Genomic DNA, 15,038 nt, shown 5'->3' on the forward strand with positions numbered 1-15,038 from the left:
CACCGCCCGCCGGCGGCACCGCCCGCATGTCAGATCTTCCAGTCCCTGCGGAGCTTCGCGACGTGCCCCGTGGCCTTGACGTTGTACCGGGCGTCCTCGATCGTGCCGTCCTCGCCGACCAGGAACGTCGACCGGATGACACCGGTGACGGTCTTGCCGTAGAGCTTCTTCTCGCCGAAGGCGCCCCACGCGGTGAGGACGGCCTTGTCGGGGTCCGAGAGCAGCGGGAACGTCAGCTCCTCGGCGTCGCGGAACTTCGCGAGCTTCGCCGGCGGGTCCGGGGAGATGCCGAGGACGTCGATCCCGGCCTCGTTCAGCTCGGCGAGGCTGTCCCGGAAGTCGCACGCCTCCTTGGTGCAGCCGGGCGTGCTCGCCGCGGGGTAGAAGTAGACGATCACCTTGCGGCCCTTGTGGTCGGCCAGGGAGACGGGCTTGCCGTCGGCGTCGTCGAGGGTGAAGTCGGGGGCGGTGTCGCCCGCCTGCAGCCGGGTGGTCATGACCATCAGAGTGCCACCCGGTACCGACGGTTCCGGCGACGAGTGCGGGACCTGTGGACAACTCGTCCGGAGGTGCCGGAGCTGTGGACAGCCGGGGCCCTTCGCGGGAGGTGCACCCCGACCGTGGACGGCGCGTCGCGGGTCGGGACGCGCGCCGTGCGGTGCCGGTGGATACGGTGTGGGCCACGCCGCCCGGCGGTCACCGGCGGGCGCGAGGAGCAGGAGAGCCCCGGGCGCGCGCAGCGCACCGGCCGAGCCGAGGAGACGACGTGGTGGCCCGCGACCCCGAGAGCATCCAGCGCGAGATCGAGAAGACCCGGGACGCGCTGGCCGAGAGCCTGGACGCCCTGGCCGACCGGGCGAACCCGAAGACCCTGATCGAGGGCGGCAAGGAGCAGGTCGCCGAGCGCCTCGCCGACCCGAAGATCAAGTACTCGCTGATCGCGGTGGGTGCGCTGGTCGGCCTGGTCGTGATCCGCTCGCTCTTCCGCTGACGCGGCGCCGACCGCTGACGCGGCGTCGACGCCGCGCCGATCGCGCCGACCGCGTGCGGCGGCGGCCGCGCCCCCACCCGGCCTCCTGCGGTCCGGTGGCCGCGTGGTCGCGGGGCCGCGAGGGCGTGGCGACCCGGCCGGGCGGACCACCGCGGCGGTCAGGACAGCGTGTCGCGGAACGCCAGCACGGCCGCCCGGCCGGCCCGCTCGGCCAGTGGCCTGCGGTAGCGGGCGATCCGCCGGGCGGCACCGAACCCGACGACCGCGACGAGCTCGTCGCCGCGCAGGTACCCGATCGTCGTCCCCTTGATCGCGCCGCCGGTGTCGCCACCGGCGTCGAAGGCGTCGCCGTGCAGCGGGAGCAGCCCGTCGGCCAGCTCCGGCCGCCCGATCAGCTGGATCTTCATCCCGAACTGGTCGGACCAGAAGTACGGCACCGTGGCCGGCGGCAGGTCCGCCCCGGCGATGTCCGCGGCGACGACGGCGGCCTGGTCCGACGCGGACGTCCAGTGCTCGTGCCGCGGCCGGTCGCCGTGCGGGTCGGTCCAGGCGGCGGCGTCGCCGACGGCCCACACGCCGTCGAGCCCCTGCACCCGGCCGCGCTCGTCGCAGGGGATGCCGCCGGACAGGTCGAGCCCGGTGGACGCCAGCCAGCCCAGCTCGAGCCGGGCCCCGACGCCGACGACGAGCTCGTCGGCGCGGACCCTGCTGCCGTCGGACAGCGTCGCGCCGGTCCCGGTCAGCGCCGTCACCGACACCCCGCAGCGCAGGTCGGCGCCACCGGAGGCGATCAGCCGGGCGGTCAGCGCGCCGACCTGCGGGCCCAGCACCCGCGCCAGCGGGACGGCGCCCGCCTCCAGGACGGTCACCGCCAGCCCGCGGTCCACTGCGGTGCTCGCGACCTCGGCGCCGATGAACCCGGCACCCACCACGAGCAGCGACGACGCGTGCCCCAGCGCCGCGCGCAGCGCGTCGGAGTCCTCGACGGTGCGCAGGACGTGCGCCGACCGGGGCTGGCCGTCGAGCGTGCGGGGGGTGACACCGACGGCGAGCACGACGGCGTCGGCGTGCAGGGTGGTGCCGTCGTCCAGCTCGACCTCGTTGCCGTCCGCTCCGGTCCGCAGCGCGACGGCGGGGCGGCCGAGGTGGGTGCGGACCCCGAGCTCGTCGAGACCGCCGGCGGTGACCAGGCCGATCCGCTCCCGGTCCCAGGCCCCGGCGAGGTACTGCTTGGACAGCGGCGGCCGGTCGTAGGGGAGGGACGCCTCGGCGCCGACCAGGCTGACCCGGCCCGCGTAGCCGGCCCGGCGCAGGCCCTCGGCCGTCCGCAGGCCACCGAGTCCGGCCCCGATCACCAGCACGTGTTCCGGATCGCTCATCGCACCCTCACCAGGACGTCGTCGTCGCTCGGGTGCCGATCATCGCCGATCGCCGGGCCGGGCGGGTCACAGGGTGTGGTCGTCGGGGTCCAGCCGGTTGCGGAGCCGGGACAGCGTCTGCGACAGCAGCCGGGACACGTGCATCTGCGAGATCCCGACCTCGGCGGCGATCTGGGTCTGCGTCCGGTTGCCGAAGAACCGCAGCATGACGATCGTGCGCTCGCGCGGCGCCAGCTCGGCGAGCAGCGGCCGCAGCGACTCGCGGTAGTCGACCCGGTCGAGCTCGGCGTCGGCGTCCCCGACCAGCTCGCCGACGGTGGCGCTACCCTCCTCGGACGAGAGCATCTCGTCCAGCGACGAGCTGCGGTAGGCCTCGGCGGCCTCCAGCCCCTCGAGGACCTCGGTCACCGGCAGGTCGAGGTGCTCGGCCAGCTCGGAGGGCCGCGGCGCCCGGCCGAGCGTCTGGGACAGCTCGGACACCGCGCCGTTGATCGACACGTGCAGGTCCTTGAGCCGCCGGGGGACCCGCATCGACCAGCTCTGGTCCCGGAAGTGCCTGCGCACCTCGCCGGCGATCGTCGGCACGGCGAACGAGAAGAACTCGCCGCCCTTGCCGGGGTCGAACCGGTCGATCGCGTTGATCAGCCCGAGCGTCGCGACCTGCACGAGGTCGTCGAGGGGTTCCCCGCGATGACTGAACCGGCGCGCGATGTGCTGGGCGACCGGCAGGTAGCCCGTGACCAGCTGATCGCGCAGCTCGTCGCGGCGCGGGTCGTCGGGGTCGAGGCCGGCGTACTCCTCGAGCAGCGGGGCGAGGTGGGCGTACTCGGGGTCGTCGGTCACAGCCCCGGCCCGGCGAGCTTGTGCAGCCGGATGGTGAGGGCGGACCGACCTCCGTCCGTCGTACCGGTCTCGACCGCCACCTGGTCGGCGAGGGTCTGGAGCACCCGCCAGCCGAAGCTGTCGTCGGGAAGCTCCGCGCCGGCCCCGGCGTGCACCCGGGCGGCGACGTCGATCCGGTCGCCGTGCACGTCGAAGGTGCACTGCAGCGGCGACCCGGGCTCGGCGAGCCCGACGAGGGTCGCGCAGGCCTCGTCGACCGCCATCCGCAGGTCGGAGATGGCATCGAGGTCGAAGTCCGCCCGGGCCGCGAGGTCGGACGCGACGGCGCGGACGGTCGGGATCAGGGCGGCGCGGGCCGCCGTCCGGATCTCGACGGTGGTCGCGCCTGCCACCCCTGGGTCGGACTCGGGCGGGACGCTCGAGGTGTCCTCCTGGGCCACGCTGGCATGTCCTTTCGGATCGGGGTCTCCTCACGACGCGAGTACGCCGATCAGAGGAGGATGATGTCTCGCCGTCGCGGTTCGCGCAGCACGGGGGCGGTCACGGGCACGGAATGTCCGATCGGTCGGGCAGAACCGTGAACAACTGGGCGGATCCGGTCACCTCCAGCGGGCGCAGCACCGCCCGGTTGGTGGCCACGACGAACAGCCTGCGGCCCTCGCGGGCGGCCTGCCGCGCGGTGTGGATCAGGACGCCGAGCCCGCTGGATGCGAGGAACGTGACGCCCTCCAGGTCGACCACGATCGCGCGGCCGTCCCCGTCCCGGGGGCGGGCCAGCAGCTCGTCCAGCGCGCCGCCGAGCCGGGGTGCGGTCAGGGTGTCGACCTCGCCGCGGACGGTGAGCACGGTCAGCCCACCACGCGGGGTGGACATCGACACGTCCAGGCTGGTGGTCGGGTCCGGCTGGTCGGCGCCGTCCTCGTGGGCCGGCGACGCGGAGCGGGGCAGGGGGATCACCTCCGGGTCGGGCGGGTGACGCGGACGGTTCGGTGTCCCCGCCTGTTCTCGACGGGTGATGCCGGGACCGGTCGTGCTCCCTGCACGAGGTGTCGGGACGGCCGGGCCCGACCATACCGGCAGGTCCCGGCACGCCAGGGGTGACACCGGGCTCTAGGCTCGGCCGGGTGACCCGGTACGACGACCTGGGGCCGAGCGGCTCCGCAGGCCCGCCCGACGTCGACCGGGCCGTCGAGCAGGCGGTCGCGGCCGCCGACCCGCTCGCCGGGCAGCCTGCCGCGCCCCCGATGCCGCACCTGCGCGGCGGCAGCCGGGTCGCCGTCCTCATGATCGACGTTGCGGAGCGGCGGATCGACTACGCCAACACCACGGCCCTGGAACTGGTCGACGGGCCGGTGCGGCTGCCGATCGGGGTGGACGAGTGGAGCGACGCCGTCGGGCTGACCGCGCCGGACGGCCGCGCCTTCGACGGTGCGGGTTCCCCGCTGGCCCGGATCGCGGCCGGTGAGCCGGTGTCCGGTGAGCCGGTCGCGCTGCGCGGGCCGGGCCTGCAGCCGGACGGGGACGCCGTGCCGGCGCCCCGCGACGGCGCGACCGCAGGCCGTTCCGTGGCCTGGGTGACCGGGTTCGTCCTGGGGGATCCCGGTGGCGGCCCGGACGGCCCGGCGCGGGCCCTCGCCGTGCTGCTGCCGCTGGCCAAGGCCGACCGCCGCCGCGACGGCGGCGACCGGCTGGAGTTCCTGCGCGACCGCGCGGTGCTCGCCACCGGGATGTCGTTCACGATCTCGGATCCGCAGCGCGAGGACGACCCGCTGGCCTGGGTGAACCCGTCGTTCGAGCGGCTGACCGGATACCCGCTGGACGAGGTGGTCGGCCGGAACTGCCGCTTCCTGCAGGGGCCGAACACCGACCGGGCGACGGTGCGCCGGATCCGGCAGGCGCTGCAGGACCGGCGGCCGATCACCGAGGTGCTGCTGAACTACCGCCGCGACGGCACCGCGTTCTGGAACCAGATCTCGATCTCCCCCGTGTACGACGGGGAGGGGGAGCTGGTCAACTTCGTCGGCGTGCAGAACGACGTGACCGAGCGGGTGGTCGTCGAGCAGGAACGGCGGGCGGCGCTGGCCGACGCCGAGGCCGCACGCGCCCAGCTGCGGCTGCTGGCCGAGGCGACCACCCAGATGACGGCCGCGCTGGACGTCGCCGACGCCTGCACCCGCTTCGCCCGGATCGTCGTCCCGGAGCTCGCCGACCTGTGCACGGTCGACCTCCTGGACACCCCGGGCGGGCGGCGCCGGGAGCGGATGGCGGTCGCGGCCCGTGACGCCGACGACGAGGTCCTGCTGGGCGGGACCGGCCCGTTACAGGTGTCCCGGATCGAGGAGCCGGCCTCGGCCGCGGCGCGGGCCGGGAAGCCGTACCTGGTCCCGGAGCTGCCCCACGACGGACACGAGGTGCACCCGGACGACCCGGCCGCCGCGGAGGACTACGAGCGGCTGCGGCTGCGGTCGGCGCTGGTCGTCCCGCTGCTGGGCCGGGGCCGCGTGTTGGGGCTGGTGACGCTGGCCACCCAGTTCCCCTACGGCCGCCGCTACACCCAGCGGGACCTGCACCTGGCCGTCGACCTGGCCGGGCGGGCCGGGCTCGCCGTCGACAACGCCCGGCTCTACGAGGTGGAGCGGGCCGCGGCGGCGACCCTGCAGCACAGCCTGCTGCCCGCGCTGCCCGACGTGCCCGGGCTCGGCGTTGCGGCGCGCTACCTGGTCGGCACGGACGGCAACCAGGTCGGTGGCGACTGGTACGACGTGCTCCCGCTGCCGGACGGGTCGGTCGGCGCGGCGGTCGGCGACGTCGTCGGGCACGACCTGTCCGCGGCGGCGGCGATGGGGCAGCTGCGCGGTGTGCTGCGCTCGTACGCGTGGGGTGGCGACGGCCCCGGATCGGTGCTGGACCGCTGCGACCAGCTCGTGCAGGGGCTCGACATCGCGGCGATGGCGACCGCCGTCTACGCCCGGCTGGAGCCGCCCGCGGTGGACGGCTCCCGGGTGCTGACCTACGCCAACGCCGGGCACCCGGCGCCGCTGCTGGTCGAGCCGGGTGGCCCGCTGGTCCGGCTCGACGCGCACCACTCGCCGATGCTGGGCGCGGTGCCGGAGTTCGGCCGGGCCGACGGGGCCCGCCGGGACGAGGCGTCGGTGACCTGCGCGCCCGGATCGCTGCTGGTCTTCTACACCGACGGCCTGACCGACATCCTCGGCGAGGACGCCGACGCCCGGGCCGCGCTGATCGAGCGGACCGTCGAGGGGATGCCGCGCGACGCCGACCCGGAGAGCGTGGTGGAGCGGCTGCTGGAGGTGTGCCTGCCGGACCGGCTGGTCGACGACATCGCGCTGCTCGCGATCCGGCTCGACGACGGGCACCGGCCCGTCCGGGGATGACCACCGGCCCACCCGGCGCCGGCGACCGCCGGGCGGATGCCGGGAACCGCCGGACCGCCGGACCGCCGACGTCGACCGGCGGTCGCCGGCACCCCCGGAGCGGCGCCCGGCACGTGCCGCGGGTCCGGGATGGACGGCCGCGGTGATCCGCTCGCGGAGCGGGCGGCCCCACTCGTCCGGACGGCGGCGGTTCGGGGCGCGTCACCGTCGGGGCCCCGGTCTACTGTGCGGCGGAACGCAGGTGGGACTCGGAAGGCGCGTGATCGTCGTGGGGCAGGACGTGGCCCGGCCGCGCAGGCTGGTGGCCGTGGCGCTCACCGAGACCGAGTCCGCCCGCGCCGGGGGTGTCCTGGCCGAGCTGAGCGGCGGGGCGGGGGAGACCGACCTGCTCGTCGTGCGCACCGATCCGGCCGGGCCGCTGCGCCTGGTCGAGCCGGCCGACGCCGAGGACTACCCGGGTGACGACCCGGCGTCCGACCCGGGCGACGCACCGGTCGCCATGCCGGTCGACCGGGACCGGGTCCCGGTCCGGCTGCACCGGCTCGGGCTGCGCTGGACGGTGCGGGAGGCCGACGAGCCGGACCTGGTGGCCGCGCTGTCCGAGCTGGTCGGGTTCGACCCGGACGACGGCACCTACTGCGTGGCGCCGGCCTCCACCGCACCGGCGGCCGACCCGGAGATCGAGGTGGTGCGCCGGGCCGTCCGGCGGGTGGCGCGGGTGTACGGGCTGCCGGTCCTTCCCTACCGGGCCCCGCTCGGGCCGCGGCCCGGTGCGGGGCCTGGGCACGGGACGCTCACCGATCCGGGGGCCGCTCGCGCGATCGGGTGAGCGTGGCCGGGTTCCGTGAGCGTTCCGGCCCGGTGGCGGCGCGGCGCGGCCGAGGTGTGGTGCTCAGACCGCGGCGACGAGGTTCGAGGTCAGCGCGGCGGCGTCGCGGCGCTCGAGGATGGCGCGACGCTCGGACTCGCCCAGCCCGCCCCACACGCCGAACGGTTCCCGGCTCGCGAGCGCGAACCGGCGGCACTCCTGGATCACCGGGCAGGTACGGCAGATCTGCTTGGCCCGCTCCGTGCGCCGCGAGCGGGACGGGTTGCGTTCGCCGTCCGGGTGGAAGAAGACGGCGCTGTCCATGCCGCGGCACGCACCCAGACGCTGCCACTCCCACACGTCTTCCATCGGGCCGGGAAGCCGGGAAACGTCGCTCACGTGCTCACCTCGTCGCTCGGGACCCGGGGCGACCGGGTCGCATGAGATCCGGTTCCCGAGGTGCACCGTGGACAAACCTGAAATGCGCACGGATCCGTGCCGGTCCGGGCCGCGGGCGTCGTCGGCGCGCGGCGGCGGGTCCGTCGCCCCTGTTCACGGCGGCACGGCGGCACCGACGGCAGTGCTCCGACCGGGTGTGAGCTGTATCACTCCTCTAGGAGTTCAGGGCGGCCTCGACGTCGTCGTGGATGTCGAACAGGTGATGGAGGCCGGCGAGGCCGAGTGGACGGAGCACGCGCCGCTCGGTGCAGGCGATCCGCAGCTCCACCCCGGCACGATGGGCCTGCTCGCGGATCTCGATCAGCGCGGCGAGCCCGCTCGTGCCGAGGAAGCGCACGCCGCCGAGTTCCAGCACGACCAGCGACGCCGCCGGGATCCGCTCGGACACCTCGCGGCGCAGCTCGGGCGCGGTCAGCATGTCCAGCTCGCCCCCGACCGCGATCACCGTGACCCCCTCGGACGGGAACGAGGTCTCCAGCCGTAGCTCGTCGCCGCCCTCGGAGCTCTCGGCGGCCCCGCTCCCCACCACCCGCGAGGTCCGGGTGGTCCCGCCGGGGCGTCCGTCCGGGGCACCGGTGCCGGGAGAGTCGGTCATGACGACCGACGGTAGGCACCCCGCCGGTGGTCCGCCACTCGGAGCGGGGCGGTCACCGCACGCGATGGTTCCCCTCCGGTGTCCGGGCGGTGCGCCCGGTGCGGCCGAGCAGTTCCAGCAGGGGCACGACGACCCGCCGGCTTGTCCCGAGCGCCTGCCGGGCGGCGCTCACCGTGAACTCCCCGCCGAGGCCGCGCAGCACCTCCAGGGCCCGCTCCGGGGCGTCCGGCAGCAGCACGACCTCGGGGGTCAGCCGCAGCAGCTCCCCGGCCCGTTCCAGGGCGGCCAGCTCCCGCGGGCCCAGGCCGAGCGCGGCGAGCCGGTCGGCCTCGGGTGCGGCGAACGGGTGCGCCTCCAGGTCGGAGCGCAGCCGGGCGGCCGCGGCGCGGACCCGGTCGGGTGGGCCGGCCTCGCCGGCGGTGCGGACCCGGCCGTCCCGGAGCTCCAGGACGGCGGCGCGTCCTGCGCCGGACCGCGTGCCCGGGTCCCGGCTCCCCGCCGCGTCCAGCACGGCACCGACCAGCGCGCTGTCCGGCAGCCCCGCCGCCCGGCGGGCCGCGGCCAGCGGCAATCCCGGGTCGAGCGGGTCGGCGGCGTCGTGCTCGGTGACGGCCCGCTCCAGGGCGCGGACGGCGGCGGTCGCGGCGTCCGGGTGCACCAGCCACCCGGCCGCGCCCGGCACCTGCTCCCGCAGCGCGTCGACCGCGGCGGCGGGGACTCCCCAGCGGACCAGGTCCGCGGCCCGCACGGTGCCGCGGCGGGCCAGCTCGGCCGCGGCGTCCGGGATGCCGGTGGCCGCCGCGAGGGCGCCGGCCCGCCGGCGGGCGGCGCCGCGGCGCCGCAGCGCGGGCGGGGCCGGGTCGAGCACGGTCACCCCGGCCACGATCCGGTGCGCGCCCGGGTCGCGCAGCACGGCACGGTCACCGATCCGCAGCGGCAGGGGGCGCTCCGGGCGGAGCCGGACGACGTCGTCACCGAGCGGGCGGACCCGCACCGGGACGGCCGCCGACCCGACGTGCAGCGTCAGCCCGACCGGGGAGTCGATCTCCGGGGCGGGCCCGCCGATGCCGTGCAGCCGGACGTCGGCCTCCGCCGTGACCGGCCAGGCCCCGGGGGCGAGCAGGGCGTCGCCGCGCCGGATCCGGTCCCGGGCGATGCCGCGCAGGTTGAGCGCCACCCGGGCGACCGCGCCTGCGGTCTCGACCGGCGCGCCGAGCTCCTGCACGGTGCGCACCGTGACCGGGACCCGGCCGGCCGGCCCGTCCAGCTCCAGCTCGTCGCCGGCGCGGACGGTGCCGCTGCGCAGCGTCCCGGTGACGACGGTGCCGGACCCGCGGACGGTGAACGCCCGGTCGACCCACAGCCGGGCGTCGCCGTCCGGGTCGGCCGGGGGCAGCCCGGCCACCAGCGCGGCGAGCGCGTCGCGGAGGGTGTCCAGCCCGGCGCCGGTCGTCGCGGACACCGTGACCGCCGGCCAGCCGTCGAGGCCGCGGGCGGCCAGGCCGGCCCGGGCGTCGTCCAGCGCGAGCTCGGGGTCGAGCAGGTCACTGCGGGTGACCACGAGCAGCCCGCGGGTGATCCCGGCGGCGGCGAGCGCGTCGGCGTGCTCGGCGGACTGCGGCATCCAGCCCTCGTCGGCGGCGACGACGAACATCGCGGCCGGCACCGGCCCGGCGCCGGCGAGCATCGTGGTGACGAACCGTTCGTGCCCGGGCACGTCGACGAACGCCACCGTCTCCGAGCCCAGCGTGGTCCAGGCGAACCCCAGGTCGATCGTCATGCCGCGCCGGCGTTCCTCGGCGTACCGGTCGGGCTCCATCCCGGTCAGCGCGCGGACCAGCGTCGACTTGCCGTGGTCGACGTGCCCGGCGGTGCAGAGCACGTGCACCGTTCAGCCTCCCCGCACCGATCGCACGGCACGGGCCAGTGCCTCGTCCGCGGACGGCGGCAGCGCGCGCAGATCCAGCAGGCAGCGGCCGTCGGCGACCCGTCCGAGCACCGGGGGGTCGGCGGCCCGCAGCGCCGCGGCGTACCGCTCGGGGAGGGCGACGGCGGCGCTGGGCAGCTCCACCCCGGGCGCCCCGCCGCCCCCGACCCCGGCGGCGGTGTCGACGGCGGCCGCCTCGATCCCGGCGCCGGCCAGGTCCGCGGCCAGCGCGTCGGCGCGGGCCCGCAGCGCGGCCGGGTCGGCGTCGAGGAACTCCCGGACCGGGGTGGGCGGCCCGGCCACCGACGCCTCCAGCGCGGCGAGGGTCAGCTTGTCCACCCGCACCGCGCGGGCCAGCGGGAACCGCCGGACCCGCTCCACCAGATCGGTGCCGCGGTCCCCGCCGCCGAGCACCAGCCCGGCCTGCGGGCCGCCGAGCAGCTTGTCCCCGGATGCGGTGACGAGGTCGGCGCCCGCGGCGAGGGTGCCGGCGGCGTCCGGCTCGTCGGGCAGCAGCGGGTGCGGCGCGAGCAGCCCCGATCCGATGTCGGCGACGACCGGCGGGCCGAGCCCGGCGAGCTCGCGGACCGACACCTCGGAGACGAACCCGCGCTGCACGAAGTTGGACGGGTGCACGGCCAGCAGGAACGCCGTGTCCGGCCCGACGGCGTCGGCGTAGTCGCGCAGGTGGGTGCGGTTCGTGGTGCCGACCGGGCGCAGCCGGGCGCCGGTGGACTCGATGAGCTCCGGGATCCGGAAACCGTCCCCGATCTCGACGAGCTGCCCGCGGGAGATCACGATCTCGCGGCCGGTGCCGGCGAGCGCGGCACAGACCAGGGCCAGCGCGGCGGCCCCGTTGTTCGCGACCCAGGCCGCGCCGGCGCCCGGGACGGCGCGCCGCAGGGCCTCGACCGCCGACGCTCCGCGGACCCCGCGCGCGCCGGTCGCGAGGTCCAGCTCGACGTCGCAGGTCCCGGCCGCGGTGCCGAGCGCGGCGACGGCGGCCTCGGACAGCGGGGCCCGGCCGATGTTGGTGTGCAGCAGGACGCCGCTGGCGTTGAGCACCGGGCGGATCCCGGTGGCGGCCGCCGGCAGCGCGGCGAGCGCGTCGGCGGCGACCCCGGAGGGGTCGATCACGCCGTCCCGGGCCCGCTGCTGGGCCGCGGCCACGGCCCGTTTCACCCGGTCCCGGCCCAGCCGTGCGGCGGCCGCGACCAGCTCCGGCTCGGCGAGGACGGCGTCGGTGCGCGGGACGCGGCGGCGCGGGTCGGCCGCGCGGGGCGGGTGCGCGGTGGTCATGCGCGCACCGTAGCGCTCACGCCTCGGCAGCGTCCCCGGTCGTCCGGGCCGGCGGGGCCGTGCCCTCGGCACCGGCCACGTCGGCCTCGCGGCCGTCCGCCGCCGCGTCCCGGTCGTCGCCGGGTGCGCCGCCGGCGCGCTGGGCGGGCAGCGAGACCTCGGGGAGGTCCCCGGTCGCGGGCCCGGGATCCGCCGGTTCACGCAGCGTGTGCGCCCCACCGGCGGGAGCGGTCGTGGTGTCGTCGCGGCGCGCCCGGTCACCCGGCAGCCGGGCCGGCTCGTCGAGCCGGCCGAGCTCGTCGCCGAGCAGCGCGTGCAGCCGGGCGACCTCGTCGCGCACCGTGGAGCGCAGCCCGGACACGTGGGCGTGCATCGACGCCGCCGTGTCGGCGAGGAGCTCCCCGTCGCGGCGGGCGGCGGCGCCGGCGGCGCGCAGCCGTTCCACCTCGGCGGCCGCGTCGGCGGTGACCCGTTCGGCCTCGGCCCGGGCCTCGGTGGTGATCCGCTCGGCCTCGGCCCGTGCCCGTTCCCGCAGCTCCTCGGCCTCCTGCTCGGCGGCCCGGCGGCGCTGGTGGGCGTCGTGGTCGGCGAGCCGCAGCACCTTGTCCGCGCGCATCCCGAACGTCTCGGCCGGGCGGGAACGGGCCTCCTCCAGCTCCGCGGCGAGCGCGTCCGCCCGGCGGACGGCCTCGTCCCGGGCCCGCTCCGCGGCGGCGAGCCGGGTCAGCAGCTCGTCGACGCCGGTACCTGCGGTCGCGGACCGGGCACCGTCCCCGCCGAGCGGGACCCGTTGCGGGAGGTCCGTGGCGACCGCCCTGCCGGCGCGGGTCGTCTCGTCGTCCCGGATGTCCTCGGCCAGCCCGTCGTTCTCGGCCACGTCGTCGACCGTCCCCCTGTCCGGCTCCTGCGCGGAGCGTCCCCGGCCGGTGCGGCCGGCCCGTCGTCCCGCGGTCCCGCGTGGGGTCCCGCGCTCACGGTCCGTCAGTGTCGGTGCCGACGATACGGCCGCACAGACCCCGTTCGGCGGACGGGGCCGGACCCGCGGTCGGCGGTCAGTGGCCCTGCGTGAGGACCGGTCGCGGCGGGTAGGGTCGTCGGTGACGACCGTCACCACGGAGGGAAGTCCATGTCCGCCAGTGCATCCGGGCTCAGCACCGCATCCGTCCGCCGGCTCACCGAGTTCAGCCACGGCGCGGGCTGCGGGTGCAAGCTCGGCCCGGGGCAGCTGGCCGAGGTGCTCGCGGGCGTCGCCCCGCCGTCGCACCCGGACCTGCTGGTGGGCACGGACACCGGCGACGACGCCGCCGTCTGGCGGATCGCCCCGGACCGGGCGCTGGTCGCCACGACCGACTTCTTCACCCCGATCGTCGACGATCCCCGCACGTGGGGTGCGATCGCGGCGACCAACGCGGTGTCCGACGTGTACGCCATGGGCGGCACCCCGCTGTTCGCACTGAACCTGGTGTGCTGGCCGTCGGAGGAGCTGGGGCCGGACGTGCTCGCCGAGGTGCTGGAGGGCGGGGCCGCGGCCGGGCGGGCGTGCGGGTTCGCCGTCGTCGGCGGGCACACCATCGACGACCCGGAACCCAAGTACGGCCTGGCCGTCGTCGGCGAGGTGCACCCGGAGCGGGTGCTCACCAACGGTGGCCTGCGCCCCGGGGACGCGCTGGTGCTGACCAAGCCGCTCGGCATCGGCGTGATCTCGACGGCGGTCAAGCGCGGTGTCCCGGCCGCGGTGGACGCGGCCGTGACCGCGATGACCACCCCCAACGCGGACGCCTCCGCGGCCGCCCGGGACGCGGGCGCGACCGGTTGCACCGACGTCACCGGCTACGGCCTTCTGGGGCACCTGACGAAGATGACCGTCGCCTCCGGCGTCGACGCGGTGGTCGACGCCCGCACCGTCCCGGTGCTGGACGGGGTGCGGGAGCTGATCGCCGACGGCGTGGTCCCGGGCGGGACGCTGCGCAACCGGCAGTGGGTGGAGGGCCGGATCACGCGTGGGGCCGCCACCGAGGACGACCTGCTGCTGCTCTCGGACGCCCAGACCAGCGGCGGGCTGCTGTTCGGCGCGGAGCCGGGGGCGGCGGACGCCGCCGCGGCGTGGCTGCGGGAGCGGGGGCACCCGGCGGCGGTGATCGGCTCCGTCACCGCGGGGACCGGGCTGGTGCACCTCTAGGCTCGGGCGGGTGGAGCCCGTCGACCGCAGCTGCGCCCGCACCCGTGCCTGGACCGACGAGGCGATGCGCCGGGTCCAGGCGGACGCGAACCGCTCGGCCGACACCCACCTGCACGTCCTCGACCTGCCGGCCGAGTGGGGCGTGCACGTCTACCTCAAGGACGAGTCGGTGCACCCCACCGGCAGCCTCAAGCACCGGCTCGCGCGGTCGCTGTTCCTGTACGCGCTGGCGTCCGGCTGGATCACCGAACGCACGACCGTGGTCGAGGCCAGCTCCGGGTCGACGGCGGTGTCCGAGGCGTACTTCGCGCGGCTGCTGGGGCTCCCGTTCGTCGCGGTGATGCCCCGCTCGACCAGCCCGGAGAAGATCGCACTGATCGAGCGGGAGGGCGGGCGCTGCCACTTCGTCGAGCACGGCGGGCAGGTGTACGCCGAGGCGGAGCGGCTCGCCGCCGAGACCGGCGGCCACTACCTGGACCAGTTCACCTACGCCGAGCGGGCCACCGACTGGCGGGGCAACAACAACATCGCCGAGTCGATCCTCGCCCAGCTCGAGCAGGAGCCGCACCCGGTCCCGGAGTGGATCGTGGTCGGCGCCGGGACCGGTGGGACGTCCGCGACCATCGGGCGCTACCTGCGCTACCGGCGGCTCGCGACCCGGCTGGCCGTGGTCGACCCCGAGGGATCGGCGTTCCTGGACGGCTGGCGGACCGGCGACCCGGGCCACCGGACCGGGCACGCCTCCCGGATCGAGGGGATCGGCCGGCCCCGGATGGAACCGAGCTTCGTGCCGTCGGTGATCGACCGCATGTTCCCGGTGCCGGACGCGGCCAGCGTCGCCGCGGCCCGGCACCTGCGCGCACGCACCGGCCGGTGGACGGGCGGGTCGACCGGCACCAACTTGTGGGCGGTCTACCAGCTGGTCGCCGAGATGCTGCGGGACGGGCGGCGGGGCAGCGTCGTCACGCTGATCTGCGACGGGGGCGAGCGGTACCGGCACAGCTACTACGACGACGGCTGGGTCGCCGCCCAGGGGCTGGACCTCGCCCCGTACACGGCGACCCTGGAGACGTTCGCCGCGACCGGCCGGTGGGAGCCGCCCGCGGTGTGACGCGCCGCCGGGGGACCGGGGCACGCTGATCGACGATCCGGCGTGGCTCGCT

General features: G+C 76.8%; 15 protein-coding genes. 5 read left to right on the plus strand and 10 right to left on the minus strand.

Annotated elements, in window-relative coordinates; genetic code table 11:
• Positions 1-29: 29 nt before the first annotated feature.
• Entirely contained in the window at positions 30-503 is a 474-nt protein-coding gene (bcp, locus tag H7X46_RS05625; protein WP_186358398.1) for a thioredoxin-dependent thiol peroxidase, read from the minus strand.
• 266 nt (positions 504-769) lie between these two features.
• Between bcp and H7X46_RS05630 the strand changes: the two genes are divergently transcribed.
• Entirely contained in the window at positions 770-991 is a 222-nt protein-coding gene (locus tag H7X46_RS05630) for a DUF3618 domain-containing protein (protein ID WP_186358399.1), read from the plus strand.
• Positions 992-1,149: 158 nt separating this feature from the next.
• Here H7X46_RS05630 and H7X46_RS05635 read toward each other — a convergent pair whose 3' ends face one another.
• From H7X46_RS05635 to H7X46_RS05650, 4 genes are all read right to left on the minus strand, one after another.
• Positions 1,150-2,370 carry an NAD(P)/FAD-dependent oxidoreductase gene (locus tag H7X46_RS05635; RefSeq protein ID WP_186358400.1) on the minus strand — a complete coding sequence of 407 codons (1,221 nt, stop codon included), beginning with the start codon at positions 2,368-2,370 and terminating at the stop codon, positions 1,150-1,152.
• Positions 2,371-2,436: 66 nt separating this feature from the next.
• The gene (locus H7X46_RS05640; protein WP_186358401.1) at positions 2,437-3,213 is read right to left on the minus strand and encodes a SigB/SigF/SigG family RNA polymerase sigma factor; all 777 of its coding nucleotides are present in this window, start codon (positions 3,211-3,213) and stop codon (positions 2,437-2,439) included.
• Positions 3,210-3,653, minus strand: coding sequence for an ATP-binding protein (locus tag H7X46_RS05645; protein WP_186358402.1), 444 nt, complete (start codon positions 3,651-3,653; stop codon positions 3,210-3,212). The genes H7X46_RS05640 and H7X46_RS05645 overlap by 4 nt, the downstream gene beginning before the upstream one ends.
• Positions 3,654-3,753: 100 nt before the next feature.
• The gene (locus tag H7X46_RS05650; protein WP_222131205.1) at positions 3,754-4,170 is read right to left on the minus strand and encodes an STAS domain-containing protein; all 417 of its coding nucleotides are present in this window, start codon (positions 4,168-4,170) and stop codon (positions 3,754-3,756) included.
• Positions 4,171-4,337: 167 nt separating this feature from the next.
• Here H7X46_RS05650 and H7X46_RS05655 point away from each other — a divergent pair, with 167 nt between their 5' ends.
• Together H7X46_RS05655 and H7X46_RS05660 are read left to right on the plus strand one after the other, a co-directional pair.
• Positions 4,338-6,608, plus strand: a complete 2,271-nt coding sequence (locus H7X46_RS05655) for a SpoIIE family protein phosphatase (protein WP_186358403.1) — start codon at positions 4,338-4,340, stop codon at positions 6,606-6,608.
• Between the two features lie 259 nt (positions 6,609-6,867).
• A complete protein-coding gene (locus H7X46_RS05660; protein ID WP_186358404.1) occupies positions 6,868-7,437 on the plus strand; it encodes a hypothetical protein in 570 nt (189 codons plus the stop codon).
• A 63-nt stretch (positions 7,438-7,500) separates the two neighbouring features.
• On the opposite strand, the gene H7X46_RS05665 is transcribed toward H7X46_RS05660, so the two are convergent.
• The 5 genes from H7X46_RS05665 to H7X46_RS05685 form a co-directional block, all read right to left on the minus strand.
• Positions 7,501-7,815 carry a WhiB family transcriptional regulator gene (locus tag H7X46_RS05665; protein ID WP_370588624.1) on the minus strand — a complete coding sequence of 105 codons (315 nt, stop codon included), beginning with the start codon at positions 7,813-7,815 and terminating at the stop codon, positions 7,501-7,503.
• A 214-nt stretch (positions 7,816-8,029) separates the two neighbouring features.
• Positions 8,030-8,470, minus strand: coding sequence for an STAS domain-containing protein (locus H7X46_RS05670; RefSeq protein ID WP_186358405.1), 441 nt, complete (start codon positions 8,468-8,470; stop codon positions 8,030-8,032).
• Between the two features lie 52 nt (positions 8,471-8,522).
• Positions 8,523-10,358 carry a selenocysteine-specific translation elongation factor gene (gene selB, locus H7X46_RS05675; RefSeq protein WP_186358406.1) on the minus strand — a complete coding sequence of 612 codons (1,836 nt, stop codon included), beginning with the start codon at positions 10,356-10,358 and terminating at the stop codon, positions 8,523-8,525.
• 3 nt (positions 10,359-10,361) lie between these two features.
• Positions 10,362-11,696 (minus strand): L-seryl-tRNA(Sec) selenium transferase, encoded by a 1,335-nt coding sequence (gene selA / locus H7X46_RS05680; RefSeq protein ID WP_186358407.1) that lies wholly within the window; start codon positions 11,694-11,696, stop codon positions 10,362-10,364.
• Positions 11,697-11,712: 16 nt separating this feature from the next.
• Positions 11,713-12,573, minus strand: a complete 861-nt coding sequence (locus H7X46_RS05685) for a hypothetical protein (protein WP_186358408.1) — start codon at positions 12,571-12,573, stop codon at positions 11,713-11,715.
• Positions 12,574-12,822: 249 nt separating this feature from the next.
• Between H7X46_RS05685 and selD the strand changes: the two genes are divergently transcribed.
• Positions 12,823-13,875 (plus strand): selenide, water dikinase SelD, encoded by a 1,053-nt coding sequence (selD, locus tag H7X46_RS05690; protein ID WP_186358409.1) that lies wholly within the window; start codon positions 12,823-12,825, stop codon positions 13,873-13,875.
• 64 nt (positions 13,876-13,939) lie between these two features.
• The gene (locus tag H7X46_RS05695; RefSeq protein WP_222131667.1) at positions 13,940-14,986 is read left to right on the plus strand and encodes a PLP-dependent cysteine synthase family protein; all 1,047 of its coding nucleotides are present in this window, start codon (positions 13,940-13,942) and stop codon (positions 14,984-14,986) included.
• The last annotated feature ends 52 nt before the right edge of the window (positions 14,987-15,038 follow it).

Origin of the sequence: Pseudonocardia sp. C8, assembly GCF_014267175.1 — a bacterium.
Classification (GTDB): Bacteria; Actinomycetota; Actinomycetes; order Mycobacteriales; family Pseudonocardiaceae; genus Pseudonocardia.

Coding starts and splice junctions, on each gene's coding strand:
- bcp (WP_186358398.1), bottom strand. CDS start 503: ATGGTCATGACCACCCGGCTGCAGGCGGGCGACACCGCCCCCGACTTC.
- selD (WP_186358409.1), top strand. CDS start 12,823: ATGTCCGCCAGTGCATCCGGGCTCAGCACCGCATCCGTCCGCCGGCTC.
- selA (WP_186358407.1), bottom strand. CDS start 11,696: ATGACCACCGCGCACCCGCCCCGCGCGGCCGACCCGCGCCGCCGCGTC.
- H7X46_RS05695 (WP_222131667.1), top strand. CDS start 13,940: ATGCGCCGGGTCCAGGCGGACGCGAACCGCTCGGCCGACACCCACCTG.
- H7X46_RS05670 (WP_186358405.1), bottom strand. CDS start 8,470: ATGACCGACTCTCCCGGCACCGGTGCCCCGGACGGACGCCCCGGCGGG.
- H7X46_RS05635 (WP_186358400.1), bottom strand. CDS start 2,370: ATGAGCGATCCGGAACACGTGCTGGTGATCGGGGCCGGACTCGGTGGC.